18 protein-coding genes are annotated in these 17,773 nt (G+C 28.9%); 13 read left to right on the top strand and 5 right to left on the bottom strand.

What is annotated here, in order from left to right:
- Positions 1–30: 30 nt before the first annotated feature.
- From tpx to CORN_RS04430, 5 genes are read right to left on the bottom strand one after another with little or no spacing between them, the layout of a single operon-like run.
- A complete protein-coding gene (gene tpx / locus CORN_RS04450) occupies positions 31–555 on the bottom strand; it encodes a thiol peroxidase (RefSeq protein WP_039626099.1) in 525 nt (174 codons plus the stop codon).
- A 55-nt stretch (positions 556–610) separates the two neighbouring features.
- The gene (locus CORN_RS04445) at positions 611–2,638 is read right to left on the bottom strand and encodes an ATP-dependent helicase (protein ID WP_066008063.1); all 2,028 of its coding nucleotides are present in this window, start codon (positions 2,636–2,638) and stop codon (positions 611–613) included.
- A gap of 7 nt (positions 2,639–2,645) precedes the next feature.
- Positions 2,646–3,887, bottom strand: a complete 1,242-nt coding sequence (locus CORN_RS04440) for an ArsS family sensor histidine kinase (RefSeq protein WP_066008055.1) — start codon at positions 3,885–3,887, stop codon at positions 2,646–2,648.
- Positions 3,884–4,558, bottom strand: a complete 675-nt coding sequence (locus tag CORN_RS04435; RefSeq protein WP_066008054.1) for a response regulator transcription factor — start codon at positions 4,556–4,558, stop codon at positions 3,884–3,886. Before CORN_RS04435 ends, CORN_RS04440 begins: the two co-directional genes overlap by 4 nt.
- Positions 4,559–4,570: 12 nt before the next feature.
- Complete coding sequence (locus CORN_RS04430; protein WP_066008053.1) at positions 4,571–5,989, bottom strand: DegQ family serine endoprotease; 1,419 nt, start codon at positions 5,987–5,989, stop codon at positions 4,571–4,573.
- Between the two features lie 149 nt (positions 5,990–6,138).
- Here CORN_RS04430 and CORN_RS04425 point away from each other — a divergent pair, with 149 nt between their 5' ends.
- From CORN_RS04425 to CORN_RS04365, 13 genes are read left to right on the top strand one after another with little or no spacing between them, the layout of a single operon-like run.
- The gene (locus tag CORN_RS04425) at positions 6,139–7,011 is read left to right on the top strand and encodes a DnaJ C-terminal domain-containing protein (RefSeq protein WP_066008049.1); all 873 of its coding nucleotides are present in this window, start codon (positions 6,139–6,141) and stop codon (positions 7,009–7,011) included.
- A 12-nt stretch (positions 7,012–7,023) separates the two neighbouring features.
- Complete coding sequence (locus CORN_RS04420; RefSeq protein WP_039668403.1) at positions 7,024–7,398, top strand: heat shock protein transcriptional repressor HspR; 375 nt, start codon at positions 7,024–7,026, stop codon at positions 7,396–7,398.
- A gap of 26 nt (positions 7,399–7,424) precedes the next feature.
- The gene (locus CORN_RS04415; RefSeq protein ID WP_066008044.1) at positions 7,425–9,050 is read left to right on the top strand and encodes a cation:proton antiporter domain-containing protein; all 1,626 of its coding nucleotides are present in this window, start codon (positions 7,425–7,427) and stop codon (positions 9,048–9,050) included.
- Positions 9,047–9,379, top strand: coding sequence for a hypothetical protein (locus CORN_RS04410; RefSeq protein WP_066008042.1), 333 nt, complete (start codon positions 9,047–9,049; stop codon positions 9,377–9,379). The genes CORN_RS04415 and CORN_RS04410 overlap by 4 nt, the downstream gene beginning before the upstream one ends.
- Entirely contained in the window at positions 9,376–10,002 is a 627-nt protein-coding gene (locus CORN_RS04405) for an HAD family hydrolase (protein ID WP_066008040.1), read from the top strand. Before CORN_RS04410 ends, CORN_RS04405 begins: the two co-directional genes overlap by 4 nt.
- 2 nt (positions 10,003–10,004) lie before the next feature.
- Positions 10,005–10,268, top strand: coding sequence for a DUF2018 family protein (locus CORN_RS04400; RefSeq protein WP_066008038.1), 264 nt, complete (start codon positions 10,005–10,007; stop codon positions 10,266–10,268).
- Positions 10,265–10,705: an exporting protein gene (locus CORN_RS04395; protein ID WP_425337388.1), complete on the top strand. Its 441-nt coding sequence runs from the start codon at positions 10,265–10,267 to the stop codon at positions 10,703–10,705. The genes CORN_RS04400 and CORN_RS04395 overlap by 4 nt, the downstream gene beginning before the upstream one ends.
- Before the next feature lie 47 nt (positions 10,706–10,752).
- A complete protein-coding gene (locus CORN_RS04390; RefSeq protein ID WP_066008034.1) occupies positions 10,753–11,646 on the top strand; it encodes a polyprenyl synthetase family protein in 894 nt (297 codons plus the stop codon).
- A complete protein-coding gene (hemA, locus tag CORN_RS04385; RefSeq protein WP_066008029.1) occupies positions 11,646–12,953 on the top strand; it encodes a glutamyl-tRNA reductase in 1,308 nt (435 codons plus the stop codon). Before CORN_RS04390 ends, hemA begins: the two co-directional genes overlap by 1 nt.
- Positions 12,943–14,640, top strand: a complete 1,698-nt coding sequence (locus CORN_RS04380; RefSeq protein ID WP_066008027.1) for a proline--tRNA ligase — start codon at positions 12,943–12,945, stop codon at positions 14,638–14,640. Before hemA ends, CORN_RS04380 begins: the two co-directional genes overlap by 11 nt.
- Positions 14,637–15,038: an FxsA family protein gene (locus tag CORN_RS04375; RefSeq protein WP_066008024.1), complete on the top strand. Its 402-nt coding sequence runs from the start codon at positions 14,637–14,639 to the stop codon at positions 15,036–15,038. The genes CORN_RS04380 and CORN_RS04375 overlap by 4 nt, the downstream gene beginning before the upstream one ends.
- Positions 15,029–15,955: a hydroxymethylbilane synthase gene (gene hemC, locus CORN_RS04370; RefSeq protein ID WP_066008021.1), complete on the top strand. Its 927-nt coding sequence runs from the start codon at positions 15,029–15,031 to the stop codon at positions 15,953–15,955. The genes CORN_RS04375 and hemC overlap by 10 nt, the downstream gene beginning before the upstream one ends.
- Positions 15,956–17,749: a menaquinone biosynthesis decarboxylase gene (locus tag CORN_RS04365; RefSeq protein ID WP_066008020.1), complete on the top strand. Its 1,794-nt coding sequence runs from the start codon at positions 15,956–15,958 to the stop codon at positions 17,747–17,749.
- Positions 17,750–17,773: the final 24 nt, after the last annotated feature.

Here is a 17,773-nt window from a genome sequence, read left to right as displayed (position 1 = left end):
TTTTAAAAGCCTATAAAAGGCTTTTAAATTTTAGTGGCAACCACAACCACCACATCCACAACTTTGACTAAAGAAATTTTCTAAAGCTTGCATATTTGGAAGTTCGGTGATCTCATCTACTAATTCCTTATAAACTACAACACCATCTTTAACTACAAAAACAGCCCTAGCTAAAATTCCCTCAAGTGGCCCATCTGCCATTAAAACACCATATTTTTCACCAAATTCTTTAGATACAAAATCACTAGCAACGCTTAAATTATCTATGCCTTCAGTTGAGCAAAAACGACCCATAGCAAAAGGTAAATCCATGCTTACAACAATTACTTCAACACCACTTGCCGCCGCTCTTTTGTTAAACTCTCTAGCTTCGGTTGCACATACTGGAGTATCAAGACTTGGTACGCTAATGATAACTTGTGTTTTTCCTTTTGGAGCAATTTCAATACCCGAAAGATCTTTAGCTTTTAAAGTGATATTTGGAGCCATATCACCAACTTGGATATTATTTCCTTTTAAATTTACTTTATTTCCTTTGAATAATACACTATTCATTTTTTCTCCTTTTAATGGTTTTTATTAATCATAATATAAAAAGATTAATAAAGTCTTATTTTTCTCCTTCTTTACACATACCTGCTTCGATTAGAAAACATGAAGGTTGATAAGTGCTTTTTTTAATCTTATCATATTTTGCATAACTTAAGTACAAAGTATCTTTAGCTCTAGTTACTGCTACATAAAAAAGTCTTCTTTCTTCTTCCAAACTTCCACCCATACTCATGAGCTTTTGATTTGGAAACCTTCCTTGTGCAAGATCAATTACAAATACAAGTTCAAATTCAAGCCCTTTACTTGCATGTATGCTTAAAAGATTAACCCCATTACCACTACTCATTTCACTAGCACCAAGAGTAAGGAAATTATAGTATTTGTAATTATCACTATAATTTTTTGCAAGTTCTTTTAATACAAACATTTTTGCATTAATTTTTTCTAAAATTTCACTTTTTTTGTTTAAATCTACATTAGAATTTTTGTTGGTTGCTCTTTTGGTTGCTAAAATATCACAAATTTCTTTGAAATAATCATTTTCTAAAATCAAATTCACAAGTTGAGTTGAAATTTTACATTCACTTGCCTTTTTTATAAAAAGATAAATTTTTTCAAGATTTTTCGCACAAAGCTCATTGATTTTAGGTAAGCTTAGAATAGGGTGGGTGTTAAATTCACTTTCTAGGTTAAACCTTGATGGAGAAGCTAGTTCTTCAATATCATCAAAAAGTCCTAGTTGATAGCTTTGTTTTTTGTATTTTTTTAAACTTACACTAACATCAGGATCTAAAAAGCCTTTAATCAAACTAGAATGTCCCAGTTTTAATAAAGCATCAAAAATATCTTTTGCTAAAACCCCGCCAACTCCTTTAGTGTATTCAAGTAAGTGTATAAAAGCCATGATGTCTTTTGGATTAAGCACAATTGCGAGCATAGAACAAAAGTTTTTTACCTCTAAACTTTCAAAAAAGCTTCCCCCGCCTTTTCTTTTGCTTGCTATACCAAGTTCTCTTAAGGCTACTTCCACTCCATCAGCACTTGAGTTGTTTCTAAAAATGACTGCAATTTCATCAAGATTAACCCCGCTTTGTAAAATAATTTTTGCTATGGTGGAGTATTGATCAAATAATTCATTAAAAGTTAGCAAGCTCGGTGCTTTGAAATTTCCTTCTCTAGTTACAATTAATTCTTTAGGGTATAATCTTTCATTGTTTAAGATCACTTTATTAGCTAGTGCAAGTATGTTTTTACTTGAACGATAATTTTTATTTAAAGTGAAAATATTTGCATCGACAAATCTATCCTTAAAACTTCCTATGATAGAAATATCAGCTCCATTAAAAGCATAAATACTTTGATCATAATCTCCTACACAAAATAGACTTTTACTTTTAAAAGCATCAATAAGCGAACCTTGCAAGGTATTGGTATCTTGATACTCATCGACTAAAATTTCATCAAATTCAAAATGATGTGAAGCTAAAACCTGTTTTAATTTTATAAGCAAATCATTAAAATCAACATAATTAAATCGTGATTTTTCCTCTTCGTATTCTTTTAAAATATCTTCATAAATTTCAGCATAGATAGCTTGTTCATCATAATTTTGGCAAAACCAACTATAAAATTCATCTAAATTTGTATTAGTATTTTGAAATAAAGAATACACATCATACAAGTAGCTTGGCATATAAGGTTTAGTATCACTTAAATGATGAAAAGTGCGTTTTTCAAAAATAGAGCGTAAAAGAATTTTAAGTTCACTTGCTGGTTTTAAAATAATATCATGATTTAACTCTTTAAGTAGAGTGTAAGCGGTGCTGTGAAAAGTTCCTGCTGTAATTTTTGAAGTAATACTTTTATCAAAATACCTACCAAGTCTTTCTATCATTTCTTTACTAGCTTTGTTAGTAAAGGTTAAAAGCATAATTTTTTCAGGCTTTATACCATTTTGAAGTAAAAAAGCTATTCTTGCAACTATGGTTGAAGTTTTACCTGTACCTGCACTTGCTATGATTAAATTATGTCCAAAAGGAGCACTAGCAGCTTTGTATTGTTCTTCATTTAAACGCGATAAGGGCATAAAAATCCTAATTTGATATTATATTTTGCATATTGTTAAAATAAAAATGGTTGGTATTGTCTTTGTATTCATAATAAAGCGTAAGTTTATGAGAATCTAATATAGTTTTTACTATGTAAAGTCCAAGTCCAAAACTATCTTTGTTTTTCTTTCCTTGTGTAAAGGCTTGAGTATAATATTTTAAGTCTTTATCTAAAGCCTTTCCTTTGTTTTTGAAGCAAAGATAATCTTTGGTAATTTCTATAACGACGCAATTTTCATCAGAATACTTTGTGGCATTATCTATCATATTTTTCATTGCAGTTGTAAATAGTTTAAAATCAACATTTACGCTAAAGCTTTCTTTTATACTAATTTTTATTTTTTCATCATCACTCATAGCTATATCTTTTGCTTCATCTAAAAGATCTAAAATATTGTATTTTTTTAAATTAATCAAACCTGCACCTGAAGTAATTTGCTCAATAGCTGCAAATTCGTTGATTAAAATTTCCAAACGATTAAAAGCACCCACTAATCTTTCTTTATATTTGCTATCTTCAAGCATTTCTAAAGTAATCAAACCTTTAGTAATAGGAGTTTTTAACTCATGCATAATATTTCTTAAAAAAAATTGTCTCGAAGTGTTTAGCTTTTGAATTCTTAAAATAGATTCATAAAAGGCTGTTGCTACTTGAGAAATTTCATCATTTCCCTTGCTGACATTTTGAATTTCATTGAGTTTGTTTTCACCAAATTTATCAATTTGTCTTTTTAAGGCTCTTAATGGTTTTAATTTTCTAATGATAAAAATATACAAAATTAATAAAACCATCACCACCATGCTAGCAATAAGCTTAATCACAAAATAACGATAACCTTGATATTCTAAGTCTTTATACAAATAAAGCTTACCATCAAAGATGATTTTTAAATATACATTATCTTCTAAAGTAATGATTTCAACCACTCCTGTACTAGTTTGTGCACGTGCTATAGTCTCAGCTTTATAGATAATTTTTCTTATAGAAGAAGGATTGATTAATTCTATCATTTTGTAATTTTTGGTTTGCTCATAAAATTCTTTTTCACTAATTACATGATTAAAATACAACAATCTTGCATTAGCTATAAAAGAATATTTTGTATTAAGCTCGTTAGTGTAATTTTGTTGATCATATTTTATAAGCCATAAAAACGCCAAAATCACACTAACACTAGCAAGTAAAAAAACAAAGGTTATAGTATAAAAAATCGATGATTTATTCATTGGGTTAATTTATATCCTATGCCTCTAATAGAATGGATATATTTTGGAGTTTTAGGATCATCTCCGATTTTTTGTCTAATCCTACTAATAATTACATCAATACTTTTATTGCTAGAATCTTCACTAATAGAATTACAATTATATACGAGCTCTTCGCGACTGACAACTCCACCTTCTTTTTTAATTAAATGCTCTAAAATATCAAATTCAGCATTTGTTAAATTTATCTCTTGACCTTTCATTGTAATGATATGCTTTGTTTTGTCGCAAACTAAATCTTTTTCGATTTGCATTTGATTGGTTTTAGTATTTGAAATTCTTCTTAAATGACTCTTAATTCTTGCTTGGAGTTCTTGAGGATTATATGGTTTTGGTAAATAATCATCAGCACCTAAATCAAGAGCTGCAACTTTATCGCTAATATCATGTCTTGCACTTGAAATAATGATAGGTGTATCGTATTTTTTGCGAATTTCTTCACAAACTTCGAGTCCATCAAGACCAGGTAGGCTTAAATCTAAAATGATTAAATCATAAGGATTTAAAGCAAGTCTTGAAAGACCTATGTAAGGCTCATGAGCAATATCTACTTTCATATCAAATTGCTCTAAATATTCAGCTATAATCTCTGCTAATTCTAAATCATCTTCTATCATTAAAATATTTGTCATTATTTTCCTTTCTTAAAAAAGTAAAGCTCTAACCATACCGCCTCTATTGATCCAAATTTTAACATATTCTTTGCCCTTATTTAATTCTAAAGCTTTAGACAATTCTTTAAAATTTGAAACTTCATATTGATCAATACCTATGATAATATCACCTTGCTCAAAGCCTATTTTTTCTGCTTTTGATTTTGGAGTAACTTCAGTGATTAAAATACCACTAATATTTTCAGGTATGCGGTATTGTTGTTTATTTTTGGAATCAAGCTCTACTAATTTTAAACCATCAATATAACCTTTTTCATATTGTAGCGATTTTTCATCTGTTTTTAGCATAAATTTAGCTGTTTTGATTTTATTATCTCTTTCATAAGTTACTTCTATAGCTTGTTTTGGATCAATACTTCCTATATAATTTTTTAAATCCATAGGACTTTTAATTGTGGTTTTATCTACTTTTATAATTAAATCACCTCTTTTTAATCCTGCATTATAAGCTGCTGAATCTTTTTGCACTTCTGTGATTAAAGCTCCTTCTTGATTAGTATAAGCTTTTTTGATATCTTGAGTTAAAGCTCCTATAACTACGCCTAAATATCCTCTTTCTATTTTTCCATACTCGATAAGTTTTTGTGCAATAGATTTTGCCATATTAGAAGGGATCGCAAAACCAATGCCATTATTACCCCCGCTTCTTGAAAGTATGGCTGAATTTATTCCAACTAAAGCTCCTCTGCTATCTACTAAAGCTCCACCTGAATTTCCAGGATTAATAGAAGCATCGGTTTGAATGAAATTTTCATACTGATTTAAACCTATATTGTTTTTATTTAAAGCTGAAATAATTCCACTAGTTACACTACTTCCTACTCCAAAAGGATTACCTAGAGCAAACACAACATCACCTTCTAGTAATTTATCAGAATCAGCAAAAGTTATGGCAGGTAGGTTTTTTGCTTCTATTTTTATCACTGCTAGATCTGTTTTAGGATCAGCCCCAATTAATTTTGCCTTATACTCGGTACTTGAATCAGGTAAATTTACAGTGATTTTTTCAGCACCTTCTATAACGTGATTATTTGTTATAATATAACCATCACTTGAAATAATTACACCAGACCCAAGCGAACTTACCACTTCTTTTTTATTCTTTTTGTTTTTTGGAGTTTGTGGGAAATCAAAACCAAAAAACTGCTTGAAATAAGGATCATTGAAAAAATCATCTATACCAAATGAATTGCTTTGTACGGTTTTGGAGGTTGAGATATTTACAACTGAATTTTTAACTTTTTGTATAGAATCATGATAAGAAAGTATAGTGTTTGGATTATTTGTTGGTAAAGATCTTTGTATATTGTCATTTGCTTGTTTAAAATCAATATTAGTACTAAAAAGACTAGTTGCTAAAGCCAAAGAAAGAACCATAGTTTTTTTCATGTTTTATCCTTTGTAAAATCAATTTACACAAGTATAAAATTTTATTTTTACGCAATTGTAAATAAAACCTTTAGTTTTAAAACTTATAAAAGTTGATTGACTAAGACTAAAGTTTTTGATATAATCTTATAAAAAATAAGGAATAATCAATGAGTAATAGTTTATACGAAACACTAGGCGTTTCACAAAATGCTAGTGCAGATGAAATAAAAAAAGCTTATAGAAAATTAGCAAGACAATACCATCCAGATATCAACAAAGAAAGTGGTGCTGAAGAAAAATTTAAAGAAATCAATGCTGCTTATGAGATTTTAAGTGATGAGAAAAAAAGAGCTCAATATGATAGATATGGAGATTCTATGTTTGGTGGACAAAGCTTCCATGATTTTTCAAGAAGTGCAGGTGGAGCTGATATTAATGATATTTTAAATAATATTTTTGGTGGAGGCTTTGGTGGTTTTAGCAGAGGCTTTAGCTCTAGCAACAATTTTAGAGGTGGTTTTGGCGGATTTGGAGGTTTTGAAGAGGATTTAGACTTACAAGCTAATATTAAAATTCCTTTTGAAAAAGGAATTTTAGGTGGTGAGCATGTTGTAAATATAAACAACGAGCAAGTTAAAATCAAAATTCCTCATGGTATAAAAGATGGAGAAAAACTGCGTATAAGAGGTAAAGGAAAAAGTTTTCAAGGGCAAAAAGGAGATTTGATTTTAAAAGTTGAATTTGAAAAAAGCGATGAGTATGAAAGAGAAGATGATGATTTATATAAAAAGATTGAAATTAGCTTAAAAACAGCACTTTTTGGGGATAAGATTAGTGTGCATACCCCAAGAAAAGAAGTTAAAATCACTATACCACCAAATTCTAAAAATAATCAAAAAATTAGACTTAAAGGCTATGGTGTGCAAAATAGAAAAACCGATTTGTATGGGGATATGTATTTGATTTTAAATGTAAAAATACCAGATCTTAATAGCCTTGATCCTGAATTTGTGAAAATTTTAAAAGAAAAATTACCTTGAAAGGAGTGAGCAATGGAACATAGTTATGATGAACCAGTATATCTTATAAGTGTTGTTGCAAAAGTTTTAAGTATACACCCACAAACTCTAAGACAATATGAAAAAGAAGGTTTGGTTGAGCCAAGCAGAACTGATGGTAAAATGAGGCTTTATTCTCAAAAAGATATAGATAGAATCAAAATGATTTTACGCTTAACAAGAGATCTTGGAGTTAATTTAGCAGGCGTTGATGTGATTTTAAAACTTAAAACAAAAATCGATGAGTTTGAAAACACCATAGAAGAATTAAGATTAGAACTTGATAGAAGAGATAATCCTTCAAAATCAAGAGCGGTAGTCAAACATAGAAGCAATTTTGATTTAATTTTTTTAGAAAAAATAAAATAGTAAAACAAGTACAAAAAGGCTAATTAGTGGAAGAGTTTTTGAATGTCTTTTTAGTTGCAGTAGCTTTTGCTGTAATTTTAAATGTAATTTTAAAAAAATTTGGTATTCCAACCATTATAGGCTATATAGCTACAGGTTTGTTTGTACGTGAATTTTACGGCTTTGGTACTAATGAAATTATTATCCATGTGGCTGAGTTTGGTATAGTTTTTTTAATGTTTACCATAGGACTTGAATTTTCATTTAAACATCTTTTAGCAATGAAAAAAGAAGTGTTTTTAAACGGAAGTTTACAAATGCTAACTTGTGGTTTGGTTTGTACTTTACTTGTTACTTATATTTTAGGCGTAGTAAGCCATATAGCAATGATAGCTGGTTTTGCTCTAGCTTTATCTTCTACGGCCATAGTTTTAAAAATACTCAATGATAGTGGCGATATTAATGAAGAATATGGCAGAAAAGCTTTGGGAATTTTACTTTTTCAAGATATTGCTGTGATACCACTGCTACTAATGATTGATATATTTAGCTCTCAAAATGCTGATGTTTCAAAACTTTTATTTACAACTTTAGTTAGTGCTGTAATTTTACTTGTTTTACTTTATTTTATAGGTAAATATCTTTTTACTTATGTTTTAAAATTTATTATTAAAACCAACGCGAATGAAATTTTCATAGCTACTATACTTTTTACTGTTATTGGTGCAAGTTTTTTAGCACACTCTTTTGGTTTTTCATACTCGCTTGGAGCTTTTATAGCTGGAGCTTTAATAGCAGAAACTAAATATAAACATAAAATAGAAGCTGATTTGGTTCCTTTTAGAGACTTGCTTTTAGGTTTTTTCTTTATAAGTGTTGGTTTGCAAATTGATTTTCATATAGTTTTTGAAAATTGGTTTTTGATATTTGTTTTTGTTGGTCTAGTTTTATTGATAAAATTTATAGTAATTTATGGTCTTTTAATTCTTTATACAAGAAAAAGAGTGGCTTTGAAAACTGCATTAAGTATTTCACAGATTGGGGAATTTGCACTAGCGGTGTTTTCTCTAATGCAAGTTAATTCGCTACTAGATGAAAAAACAGCACAAATTTTTATTATAGTTTCTATTATCACTATGGTTGCAACGCCTTTTATTTTAAATAATCTTAGAAAAATAGCCAATGCAGCAGAAGGTGAACAAAATGATATGGCTAAATTTTATCTTTGTGATCAAAAAATGAAAGATCATTTTATCATTTTTGGTTATGCAAGATTAGGTCAGGAAGTGGTGCAAAAAATCAAAAAAACAGGTATTCCTTATTTGGTTTTAGAAAGTGATTTAAATTTAGTTGAACTTGGTCGTAGTAGAAATGAAAATGTTTTTTTTGCAAATGTTGCACAAGTTGAAACTTTAAAAATAGCCAACATAGAAGAATGCTCAGTCGCTATTATAACTATAAGTAACGAGGCTAAACTTGATATGCTTTATCAAGTACTTTCTAGTTTTAATAAACCCATACAAACGGTTTTAAAAACAAGTGGTACAGGTGCTAAGATTATTTTCCCGCATACTGATAAACATTTACACATTGTAGATGCTGAAGCTTCGATAGCTAGAAATTTGGTACAAGAAGCATTACAATGTAGAATCAATACAAGTGCAGCAGAATGAAAAATGATGAAAAATCTTTAAGGGTTAAATACGTAAGAGCTTTAGAAAAATTTACCAACTCTGCTGTAAGTGCCTTGAAAAGAGAAGATTTTGATTTAACTCTTTTTAGAGAAAGAATGCAAAAAAATGCTAAGATATTTGAAAAAGTTCAAGCAGTTTTTTTGGATTCTACTTATACTAAGGCTTTGGAGGTTTTTGTAAATGATTGCTTAGATGAAAATTTAAATCAAAAAGAATTATCTTCAAAAGCAAATGCTTTATATAAGTTAAAAAATAATCAAAGCTATAAAAAAGACAAATATAAAATTAAATTTAAGGATGAATATTGATAAATGTAATTTTTGATATGGATGGTACACTTATAGATAGTGCTAATGCTATAGTATGTGCAGTAAATGAAATAAGAGCAGATTTAAATTTAGAGCCTTTAAAAAGAGAGTTTATTTTAGATACTATCAACACTCCTGGACAAAACTATGCTAAGATTTTTTATGGAGTTGATACTTACTCACACACTAGCTTTAAAGAAGGATATGAGAAGTATTTTATTAAGCATTATGATCAAAGCGTAGTACTTTTTGATGGCGTGCTTGAGGTTTTGGAATTTTGTAAGAAAAATGATTGTTATTTAGCTGTTGCTACTAACGCACCACAAGAAAGCTTAGTACCTATTTTAAAAAAACACAATATTCTTTCTTATTTTGATAAAATCTTAGGTGTTAGTTATGGTATAGAAGCTAAACCTGATCCTATGATGCTAAGATTAATTGCAGATGAAGCAAAATATGAAAAGAGTATTTTTATAGGTGATAGCCTAAAAGACAGACTTTGTGCTAAAAATGCCAAGATGGATTATATACATATTTCTTGGCATAAAGAAATTAAAGATTTAGATGAAGCTAACAATAAAACTACTTTAATAGAAAAAATTCAAACTTATATAAAAGGTTAAAAATGGATATTTTTGATGAGATGTTTGCAAAAAGTCCTAAGGAAAAATTTATCGAAACAATAAAATATGCAAATTTAGGTGCTTTAGAAAACGTAATGGAAAAATTATTAGCTGATCATATTGCTATGATAGAGCTTTTAGAAAAAAATAATTTAAATGAAACTGATGTAACACAATTTCAAATGGAAAATTCACTCTTAATAGATGAGAGAAAAAATGATTTTTATATAGGCTTAAGTGCTGAAATTTTAGGACATGAAGGTTGATTTTGCGTTTTATTTTATTTTTATTTTTGACATTTTGTTTTTCAAAAGCTGAAGTATTTTTTGATTATACTTATAAATTCACCTTAAGTAAAGATGAAAAAGCAAGTGTAAAAATAAAAGAAATTGACTATCCTGATGAGATTTATTATTTTGATTTTTCATGGACTTTATTTGATCAAACCAATATAATTGTTCATTCAAGGTATAAAAGATATCCTAGACAATTTGTCATGTCTTTAAGAAGGAATTTAAACTGGGTGGATCAAACTTTAGTACCTGATTATAAAAACCCTCATATAGATAGAGCAAGATTAATACTTGAATTTAGTGATTTTAAAAAAAATGAGGCTATTTTTACTATCTATATAGAAGATAGGGATAAAAGATTAGAAGTAGAATTTTTAGACCCTAGAAAAGCTACTCTTAACCAAAACTAAAGTAAAATTTAATAAAATACAATTACAAGAAGATCAAGGAAAACATAGTGCAAAAGATCGATCAATATATGCATGAATTTTTATCTGAATTAAACTATGAACCTATTATAACAATGAGTTCAAAACTTCAAGGTGGCAAAAAACTACGCTCAAAACTACTTTTAAAAATAGCTGGTGAAAATGATATTAGTTGCAAAATCTGTGCTATTATAGAGTTAATTCATACTGCAAGCTTGTTACATGATGATGTTATTGATGAAGCTAAATTAAGAAGAGGTATAAAGTCTATCAATGCACAATTTGGAGCAAAAAATGCCATCATGCTCGGAGATATTTTATACTCAAAAGCCTTTTATGAGCTTTCTTTGATAGATCTAAAATTAGCAAAAATTATATCAAATGCTGTTGTGATGCTTTCTGTTGGTGAATTAATGGATGTAAATTTAAGCGAAACTTTTAATACTGATAAAAATGCTTATTTACAAATGATATATAACAAAACAGCTGTTTTGATTGAAGCTAGTGCAAGATGTGGTGCAATACTTGCTGGTTTAAATGAAGATGATTTTGCAAATTATGGTAAAAATTTAGGTTTGGCTTTTCAAATTGTAGATGATATTTTAGATATAAAAGGTGATGAACAAATCTTAGGAAAACCTACTATGAATGATTTCAAAGAAGGTAAAACCACCCTTGCTTATATATATTTATATGAAAAATTAAATCCTCAAGATCAAAAAATACTTAAATCTTATTATAAAAAAGATTTATGCTTAGAAAAAATCACATGGATTAAAAACAAAATGCAAGAATACGAAATTTTTAATCAAGTTAGTCAAGAATTAAATACTTATGCAAATAATGCCTTAAAAGTTATAGAAAAATACAATATAAAAGATTTAGAAGACATTATTAAAAATATGATAGAAAGGGAATTTTAATGCATTATTATTGCATCAGTTTTACGCATAAAAATACAGATATAGCCACTAGGGAAAAACTTTCCTTTTCTAATGAAGATAAAAAAAGAGAACTATTAAAATTAATTCATACTAATAATAAAATTTTAGAAAGTTTAATACTTAGCACTTGTAATAGGGTTGAAATTTTTCTTTTTGTTGGAGAGATTGAAAGTATCAATGAACATATTTTAAAAACACTTAGTTTACTTTGTGGGGTTGATAAAGAAAATTTGAGTACTAAGGCAGATTTTTATGAAAATAGCGGAGCAATCCACCATCTGTTTTCTGTAGCAAGTTCACTTGATAGTTTGGTTATTGGTGAAACACAAATTGCTGGACAATTAAAAGATGCTTATAAATTTGCCTTACAAGAGCAAAGGTGTGGTGTACATTTAACTAGAGCAGTGCATTATGCTTTTAAATGTGCAGCTAATGTTAGAAACCAAACTGAAATTTCAAAAAATCCTATCTCAGTTGCCTCGGTGGCAGTAGCAAAAGCTAAAGAACTTGTTGATTTAGAAAATAAAACCATAGTTGTAGTGGGTGCAGGGGAAATGAGTGAGTTAGCCTGTAAGCACTTATTAAATGCAAAAGCTAGAGTATTGATTTTAAATAGAGATATTCAAAATGCTCAAAAACTTTGTAAAAGTTTAGGTGAAAATGTAAATTGTGAAAGTATTGCAAATTTAAAAGAAGCATTAAATCAATATGAGATATTTTTTAGCGCTACCAATGCTCCTCATGCTATTATAACTAATGATTTATTAGGAGAAAAAGACTATAAAAGATATTTTTTTGATATAGCAGTACCTAGAGATATCGATGTAAAAGCAAATGAGAAAAATATAGTCTATGCTGTAGATGATTTAGAAGAAGTTGTAAGAAAAAATCTAACATTAAGAGAGCATCAAGCACAAATTGCCTATTCTATAGTAGGTACAATGACAAATGAATTTTTTCAACACTTAAGTAAATTAGCAACCTTGCCTTTAGTGAAACAACTGCGTTTGCAAGCTGATGAAATTGCTAAAGTGCAATTACAAAAAGCTATCAATAAGGGTTATCTAAAACATTCAAATCATGAAGAAGCAAAAAAACTTATAAGACAAGTAATGAATGCATTTTTACACCATCCAAGTGTAAATTTAAAAAAACTAAGTGGAACTATGCAAAATGATTCAGTAGTAAATGCTATGCGTTATGTTTTTGATTTAAAAAATGAAAATATGGAAGGTTTAAACCTTTATAAATGCGAATTTAATTTGGAGAATAACCATGAAATTTAGTAAATTTTATGCCATAAGTACAAAAGAAAATCCAAAAGATGCCACTTTACCAAGTCATGTATTTTTAGTTAAGGGTGCCTTTGTAGAACAAATCGGAAGTGGTTTATATAATTTTTTACCCTTAGGAAAAAGGGTTTTAGATAAGATTAAAAATATCATCAAAGAAGAAATGGATAAAACAGGCGCTTTAGAAGTAAATCTAAGTTTTAATACTCCAGCTGAACTTTGGAAAGAAAGTGGGAGATTTAATGTTTTTGGTAAAGAGCTTTTACGCTTTAAAGATAGAAAAGAAAATGATTTTGTTTTAGGGCCAACTCATGAAGAAGCTATGGTAGCTTTAGTGAGAAATAAAATAAATTCTTATAAACAACTTCCTTTGCATTTATATCAAATAGGACTTAAATTTAGAGATGAGGCTAGACCTAGATTTGGACTTTTAAGATGTAGAGAATTTTTAATGAAAGATGGCTATAGTTTTCATAGTAATGAAGCTGATTTAGATAGAGAATTTAACCTTATGCATGAAACTTATAGCAAGATTCTTACAAGATTAGGACTTGAATTTAGGGCTGTTGAAGCTGATAGTGGAGCTATTGGTGGAAGTGGTTCGAAAGAATTTATGGTTTTGGCTAAAAATGGCGAAGATGATATATTGTTATGCGAACATTGTGATTATGCTGCAAATATTGAAGCAGCGAAAAGAACTAAAAAAACTTGCAAAGATGAAAGACCAGAAGCTGATTTTGCTACACAATTTCACACTCCAAATATAAAAACTATAGAAGAATTGGCTGATTTTTTCAAAATCAATCCTTACTATACTATCAAAGCTGTTGCTAAAAAAGCTATTTATGAAAGCGAAGAAAAAATCGTAGTGTTTTTCGTACGTGGTGATGATGAGTTACAAGAAATAAAAGCTTTAAATGCAGCAAAAGCACTAGAGTTAGCTGATGTAAATGAAAAAGAATTAGAAAATGCAGGTTTGGTTCCAGGATTTATTGGTTTTGTAGGATTAAATGGAGTTGATTTTTATATCGATCATGAACTTGAAAATGAAACAAATATGATTATTGGGGCAAACAAAAAAGATTATCATTTAATTGGCATCAATGTAGTAAATTTAAACAAAGAACGTTTTAAAGATCTTGCAGTAGTAAAAGAACATGATCTTTGTCCAAAATGCCAACACAAGCTTAAACAAAGCAAAGGTATTGAAGTAGGGCATATTTTTAAACTTGGAAATAAATACTCAAAAGCAATGAATGCAAGCTATTTAGATGAAAATGGTAAAGCTCAATTTTTCACTATGGGTTGTTATGGTATGGGAGTAAGTCGTTTAGTAGCTGTTGCCATAGAAGCAAGTCATGATGAAAAAGGTTGCATTTGGAATAAAACTCTAGCTCCTTTTATTTTAGATATTATCGTTTCTAATATAAAAGATACAAAAGCAATGGAGTTTGCCGAGCAAATTTATACTCATTTTAAAGATAAAGAAATCTTATTTGATGATAGAAATGAGCGTTTTGGTGTAAAGATTAATGACTTTGAATTAATGGGTTTTCCTTATGCTTTAGTTATTGGTAAGGGTTTAGAAAAAGATGAAGTGGAAGTTATCCATAGAAATACTTTAGAAAAACAAATTTTAAAAACCCAAGAGGTTATTTCATACTTAGAGAAAATTTTATGATAGCAAGAACAAATATAAGTGCCTTTTTAATCTTAGAATTAATTGTCAGTATTTTATTTATAACTTTTTTTGGTTTTTTAAATTTTTTTATGATAGTTTTTGTTAGTATGTTTTTAGGGGCAATATTTTTAGCAAAAACTTGGACAAATCTTATCACTATGCAAAATAATACAAATACTAATTTATTTAGTATGATTAAATTATTTTCTCTAACTATAGTAGGAATTTTGCTTTTAATACCAGGAATTTTGAGTACATTTTTGGGAATTTTGCTTTTATTTTTTATGATGGTGTTAAAACTTTTTACAAACCAAAAAAGCAAAAATCATCATCAAACAAATAATGAAGAAGAAATCATAGATGTAGAAATCGTACAGGAGCATAAAAAATGCAATTAATCATCGCAACAAGAAAAAGTCAACTTGCATTATGGCAAAGTGAATACATAAAAGAAAAACTATCACAAACATATTCTGAATTAGAAATTTCTTTAGAAGGTTTTAAAACCAAAGGTGACGTTTTGCTTGATTCGCCTTTGGCTAAAATAGGTGGAAAAGGACTTTTTACAAAAGAACTTGAAGAAAGTATGCTAAGAGGTGATTCGCATTTAGCTGTACATAGTTTAAAAGATGTACCTAGTTTTTTTCCTGAAGGTTTAGTTTTAGCTGCTATTTCAAAAAGAGAGGTGGTAAATGATGCTTTTTTAAGCGAGTATTATGAATGTTTAAACGAACTCCCAAAGGGTGCAAAAGTAGGCACTACAAGCCTTAGAAGAAGAATGCAACTTTTAATGCTAAGACCTGATTTAAATATCATTTCTCTAAGGGGTAATATCAACTCACGTCTAGAAAAACTTAAAGCTAAAGAATTTGATGCCATTATTTTAGCATTAGCTGGTATTAAACGTTTAGGTTTAGATAAAGAAATAAAATATATTAAGGCTTTTGAGCTTGATGAGATGATACCTGCAGCTTCTCAAGGAGCTTTAGGCATAGAAAGCATTGATGATAAGCAAATTTTAAAATATCTTAAATGTATAAATGATGAAAATGCTTTTATAGAAACTCATATAGAAAGAGATTTTATAAAAACCTTAGAAGGCGGTTGTCAAGTGCCTATAGGTATTAACGCAAAAATCATTGATGAAAAAATAGAAATTCGCGCCATAGTAGGCTTACCTGATGCAAGTAAAATTTTAAAAGAAAAAAGAATGATTGATAAGCAAGATTATGCTAGTGCGGGTGAGCTTTTAGCTAAAGAAATGATAGCAAAAGGTGCAAAAGAAATTTTAAAAGAAGCAGAGAGTATGATATAAATGCAAAAATTCGTAGAACTTTTAGAAAAAAATAATTTATTAAAAACCATTCATGAGCCCGTTGATGTTGATCTTGAAATGGCACATTTAGCTTATATAGAAGTTAAAAAAGAAGACTCTAAAGCCTTACTTTTTACCAATGCAGTTAAAAATGGTAAGAAATATGATTATCCTGTACTTTTAAATACTTTTTGCAACGAAAAAGCTTTAAATTTAGCATTTGGAAGAGATTATGAAGAAGTAGCCAAAGAAATTGCTTCTTTGCTTAAAATGCATATACCACAAAGTTTTGGAGCAAAGTTAAATTTTTTTAAAACTTTACTTGATTTAAAAAATATCCCACCAAAACGCATAAAAAAAGATGGAGAATTTACTTATAAAAACTTAAATTCCTTATATGATATGCCTATTTTAAAAACTTGGGAAAAAGACGCTGCGCCTTTTATTACTATGGGGCAAGTTTACACCCAAAGTTTAGATGGGAAACAAAACAATCTTGGAATGTATCGTCTGCAAGTAGTTGATGAAAAAACCTTGCTTATGCATTGGCAAATTCACAAGGATGCGAGTCATTTTTTTCATGAGTATAAAAAAACAAATCAAAAAATGCCAGTAAGTATAGCTATAGGGGGAGATCCTTTATATATTTGGTGTGGACAAGCACCTTTACCAAAAGGTATATTTGAGCTTTTGCTATATGGTTTTATCAAAAAAAAACCTGCTATTTTAGCAAAATGTAAAAGTAATCATCTTTATGTGCCTTATGATAGTGATTTTGTAATTGAAGGTTTTGTAGATCCAAATGTGTTTGCACCTGAAGGTCCTTTTGGAGATCATACGGGTTTTTATACCCCTGTTGAACCTTGTCCTGTTTTAAAAGTAGAAAAAATATTTGCTAAAAAAAATGCAATTTATCAAGCCACAGTTGTAGGAAAACCGCCTTTAGAAGATAAATACATGGGACTTGGTACAGAAAGGGTTTTTTTGCCTTTACTTCAAACTAATGCTCCTGATTTGATAGATTATAATATGCCAGAAAATGGGGTTTTTCACAATTTAATTTTAGCCAAAATAGAAGCAAAATACCCAGCCCATGCAAAACAAGTGATGCATACTTTTTGGGGAGTAGGGCAAATGAGTTTTGTTAAGCATGCTATTTTTGTCGATGAGAAAGCACCTTGCTTGCAAGATTATGATAAACTTATACCTTATATACTTAATCGTTTTGATGAAGAAAAACTACTTATTAGTGAAGGAATTTGTGATCAACTTGATCATGCTTCAAGTACTTATTGTTATGGTGGTAAAGCAGGGCTTGATGCGTGTGGTGATGAGAAAAAAATCGAACTTGAAATTCTAAATGATGAAGCTTTACTTTCACTTTTTAAAGAAAAAGATCAAAGTATTTTAAATTTAAAACAATTTTACACTCAAACTTTTGCACCAATTTGTGTAGTTTTAATTGATAAAAAAGAAAAAATTTTCCAAATTTTTGAAAAATTACAAATTTATAAAAAATATTTTAGAATTTTAGTTTTTTTAGATACAGATGCTATTTTAGAAAACTCTTATATGTTAATTTGGCGTGTTGTAAATAATATCGATGCAAAGAGAGATATTTTTATTGAAAAAAATTGTGTTTGTATAGACGCGACAAGTAAAGGACCATTAGAAGATTATCACAAAGAATGGCCTTTAATGACAAATTGCTCTAAAGAAGTTGTAAGTAGACTTATTGAGCGAAAATTACTTCAAAATGATGAAAAGTTATTCAAAAAGTTTGAAATTTTTTAATTTCAAACTTTTTGAGAACACTTT

It is taken from the genome of Campylobacter ornithocola, assembly GCF_013201605.1.
GTDB classification, from domain to species: domain Bacteria; phylum Campylobacterota; class Campylobacteria; order Campylobacterales; family Campylobacteraceae; genus Campylobacter_D; species Campylobacter_D ornithocola.
The sequence above is the reverse complement of the archived record's forward strand: the minus strand, read 5'-3'. Positions and strand labels throughout refer to the sequence as shown.

Excerpts from the sequence above, each read along its gene's own strand:
- CORN_RS04365 (WP_066008020.1), top strand. The coding sequence starts at position 15,956 with ATGCAAAAATTCGTAGAACTTTTAGAAAAAAATAATTTATTAAAAACC.
- CORN_RS04380 (WP_066008027.1), top strand. The coding sequence starts at position 12,943 with ATGAAATTTAGTAAATTTTATGCCATAAGTACAAAAGAAAATCCAAAA.
- CORN_RS04425 (WP_066008049.1), top strand. The coding sequence starts at position 6,139 with ATGAGTAATAGTTTATACGAAACACTAGGCGTTTCACAAAATGCTAGT.
- CORN_RS04445 (WP_066008063.1), bottom strand. The coding sequence starts at position 2,638 with ATGCCCTTATCGCGTTTAAATGAAGAACAATACAAAGCTGCTAGTGCT.
- CORN_RS04435 (WP_066008054.1), bottom strand. The coding sequence starts at position 4,558 with ATGACAAATATTTTAATGATAGAAGATGATTTAGAATTAGCAGAGATT.
- CORN_RS04440 (WP_066008055.1), bottom strand. The coding sequence starts at position 3,887 with ATGAATAAATCATCGATTTTTTATACTATAACCTTTGTTTTTTTACTT.
- CORN_RS04400 (WP_066008038.1), top strand. The coding sequence starts at position 10,005 with ATGGATATTTTTGATGAGATGTTTGCAAAAAGTCCTAAGGAAAAATTT.
- hemC (WP_066008021.1), top strand. The coding sequence starts at position 15,029 with ATGCAATTAATCATCGCAACAAGAAAAAGTCAACTTGCATTATGGCAA.
- CORN_RS04420 (WP_039668403.1), top strand. The coding sequence starts at position 7,024 with ATGGAACATAGTTATGATGAACCAGTATATCTTATAAGTGTTGTTGCA.
- tpx (WP_039626099.1), bottom strand. The coding sequence starts at position 555 with ATGAATAGTGTATTATTCAAAGGAAATAAAGTAAATTTAAAAGGAAAT.
- CORN_RS04430 (WP_066008053.1), bottom strand. The coding sequence starts at position 5,989 with ATGAAAAAAACTATGGTTCTTTCTTTGGCTTTAGCAACTAGTCTTTTT.
- CORN_RS04410 (WP_066008042.1), top strand. The coding sequence starts at position 9,047 with ATGAAAAATGATGAAAAATCTTTAAGGGTTAAATACGTAAGAGCTTTA.
- hemA (WP_066008029.1), top strand. The coding sequence starts at position 11,646 with ATGCATTATTATTGCATCAGTTTTACGCATAAAAATACAGATATAGCC.
- CORN_RS04375 (WP_066008024.1), top strand. The coding sequence starts at position 14,637 with ATGATAGCAAGAACAAATATAAGTGCCTTTTTAATCTTAGAATTAATT.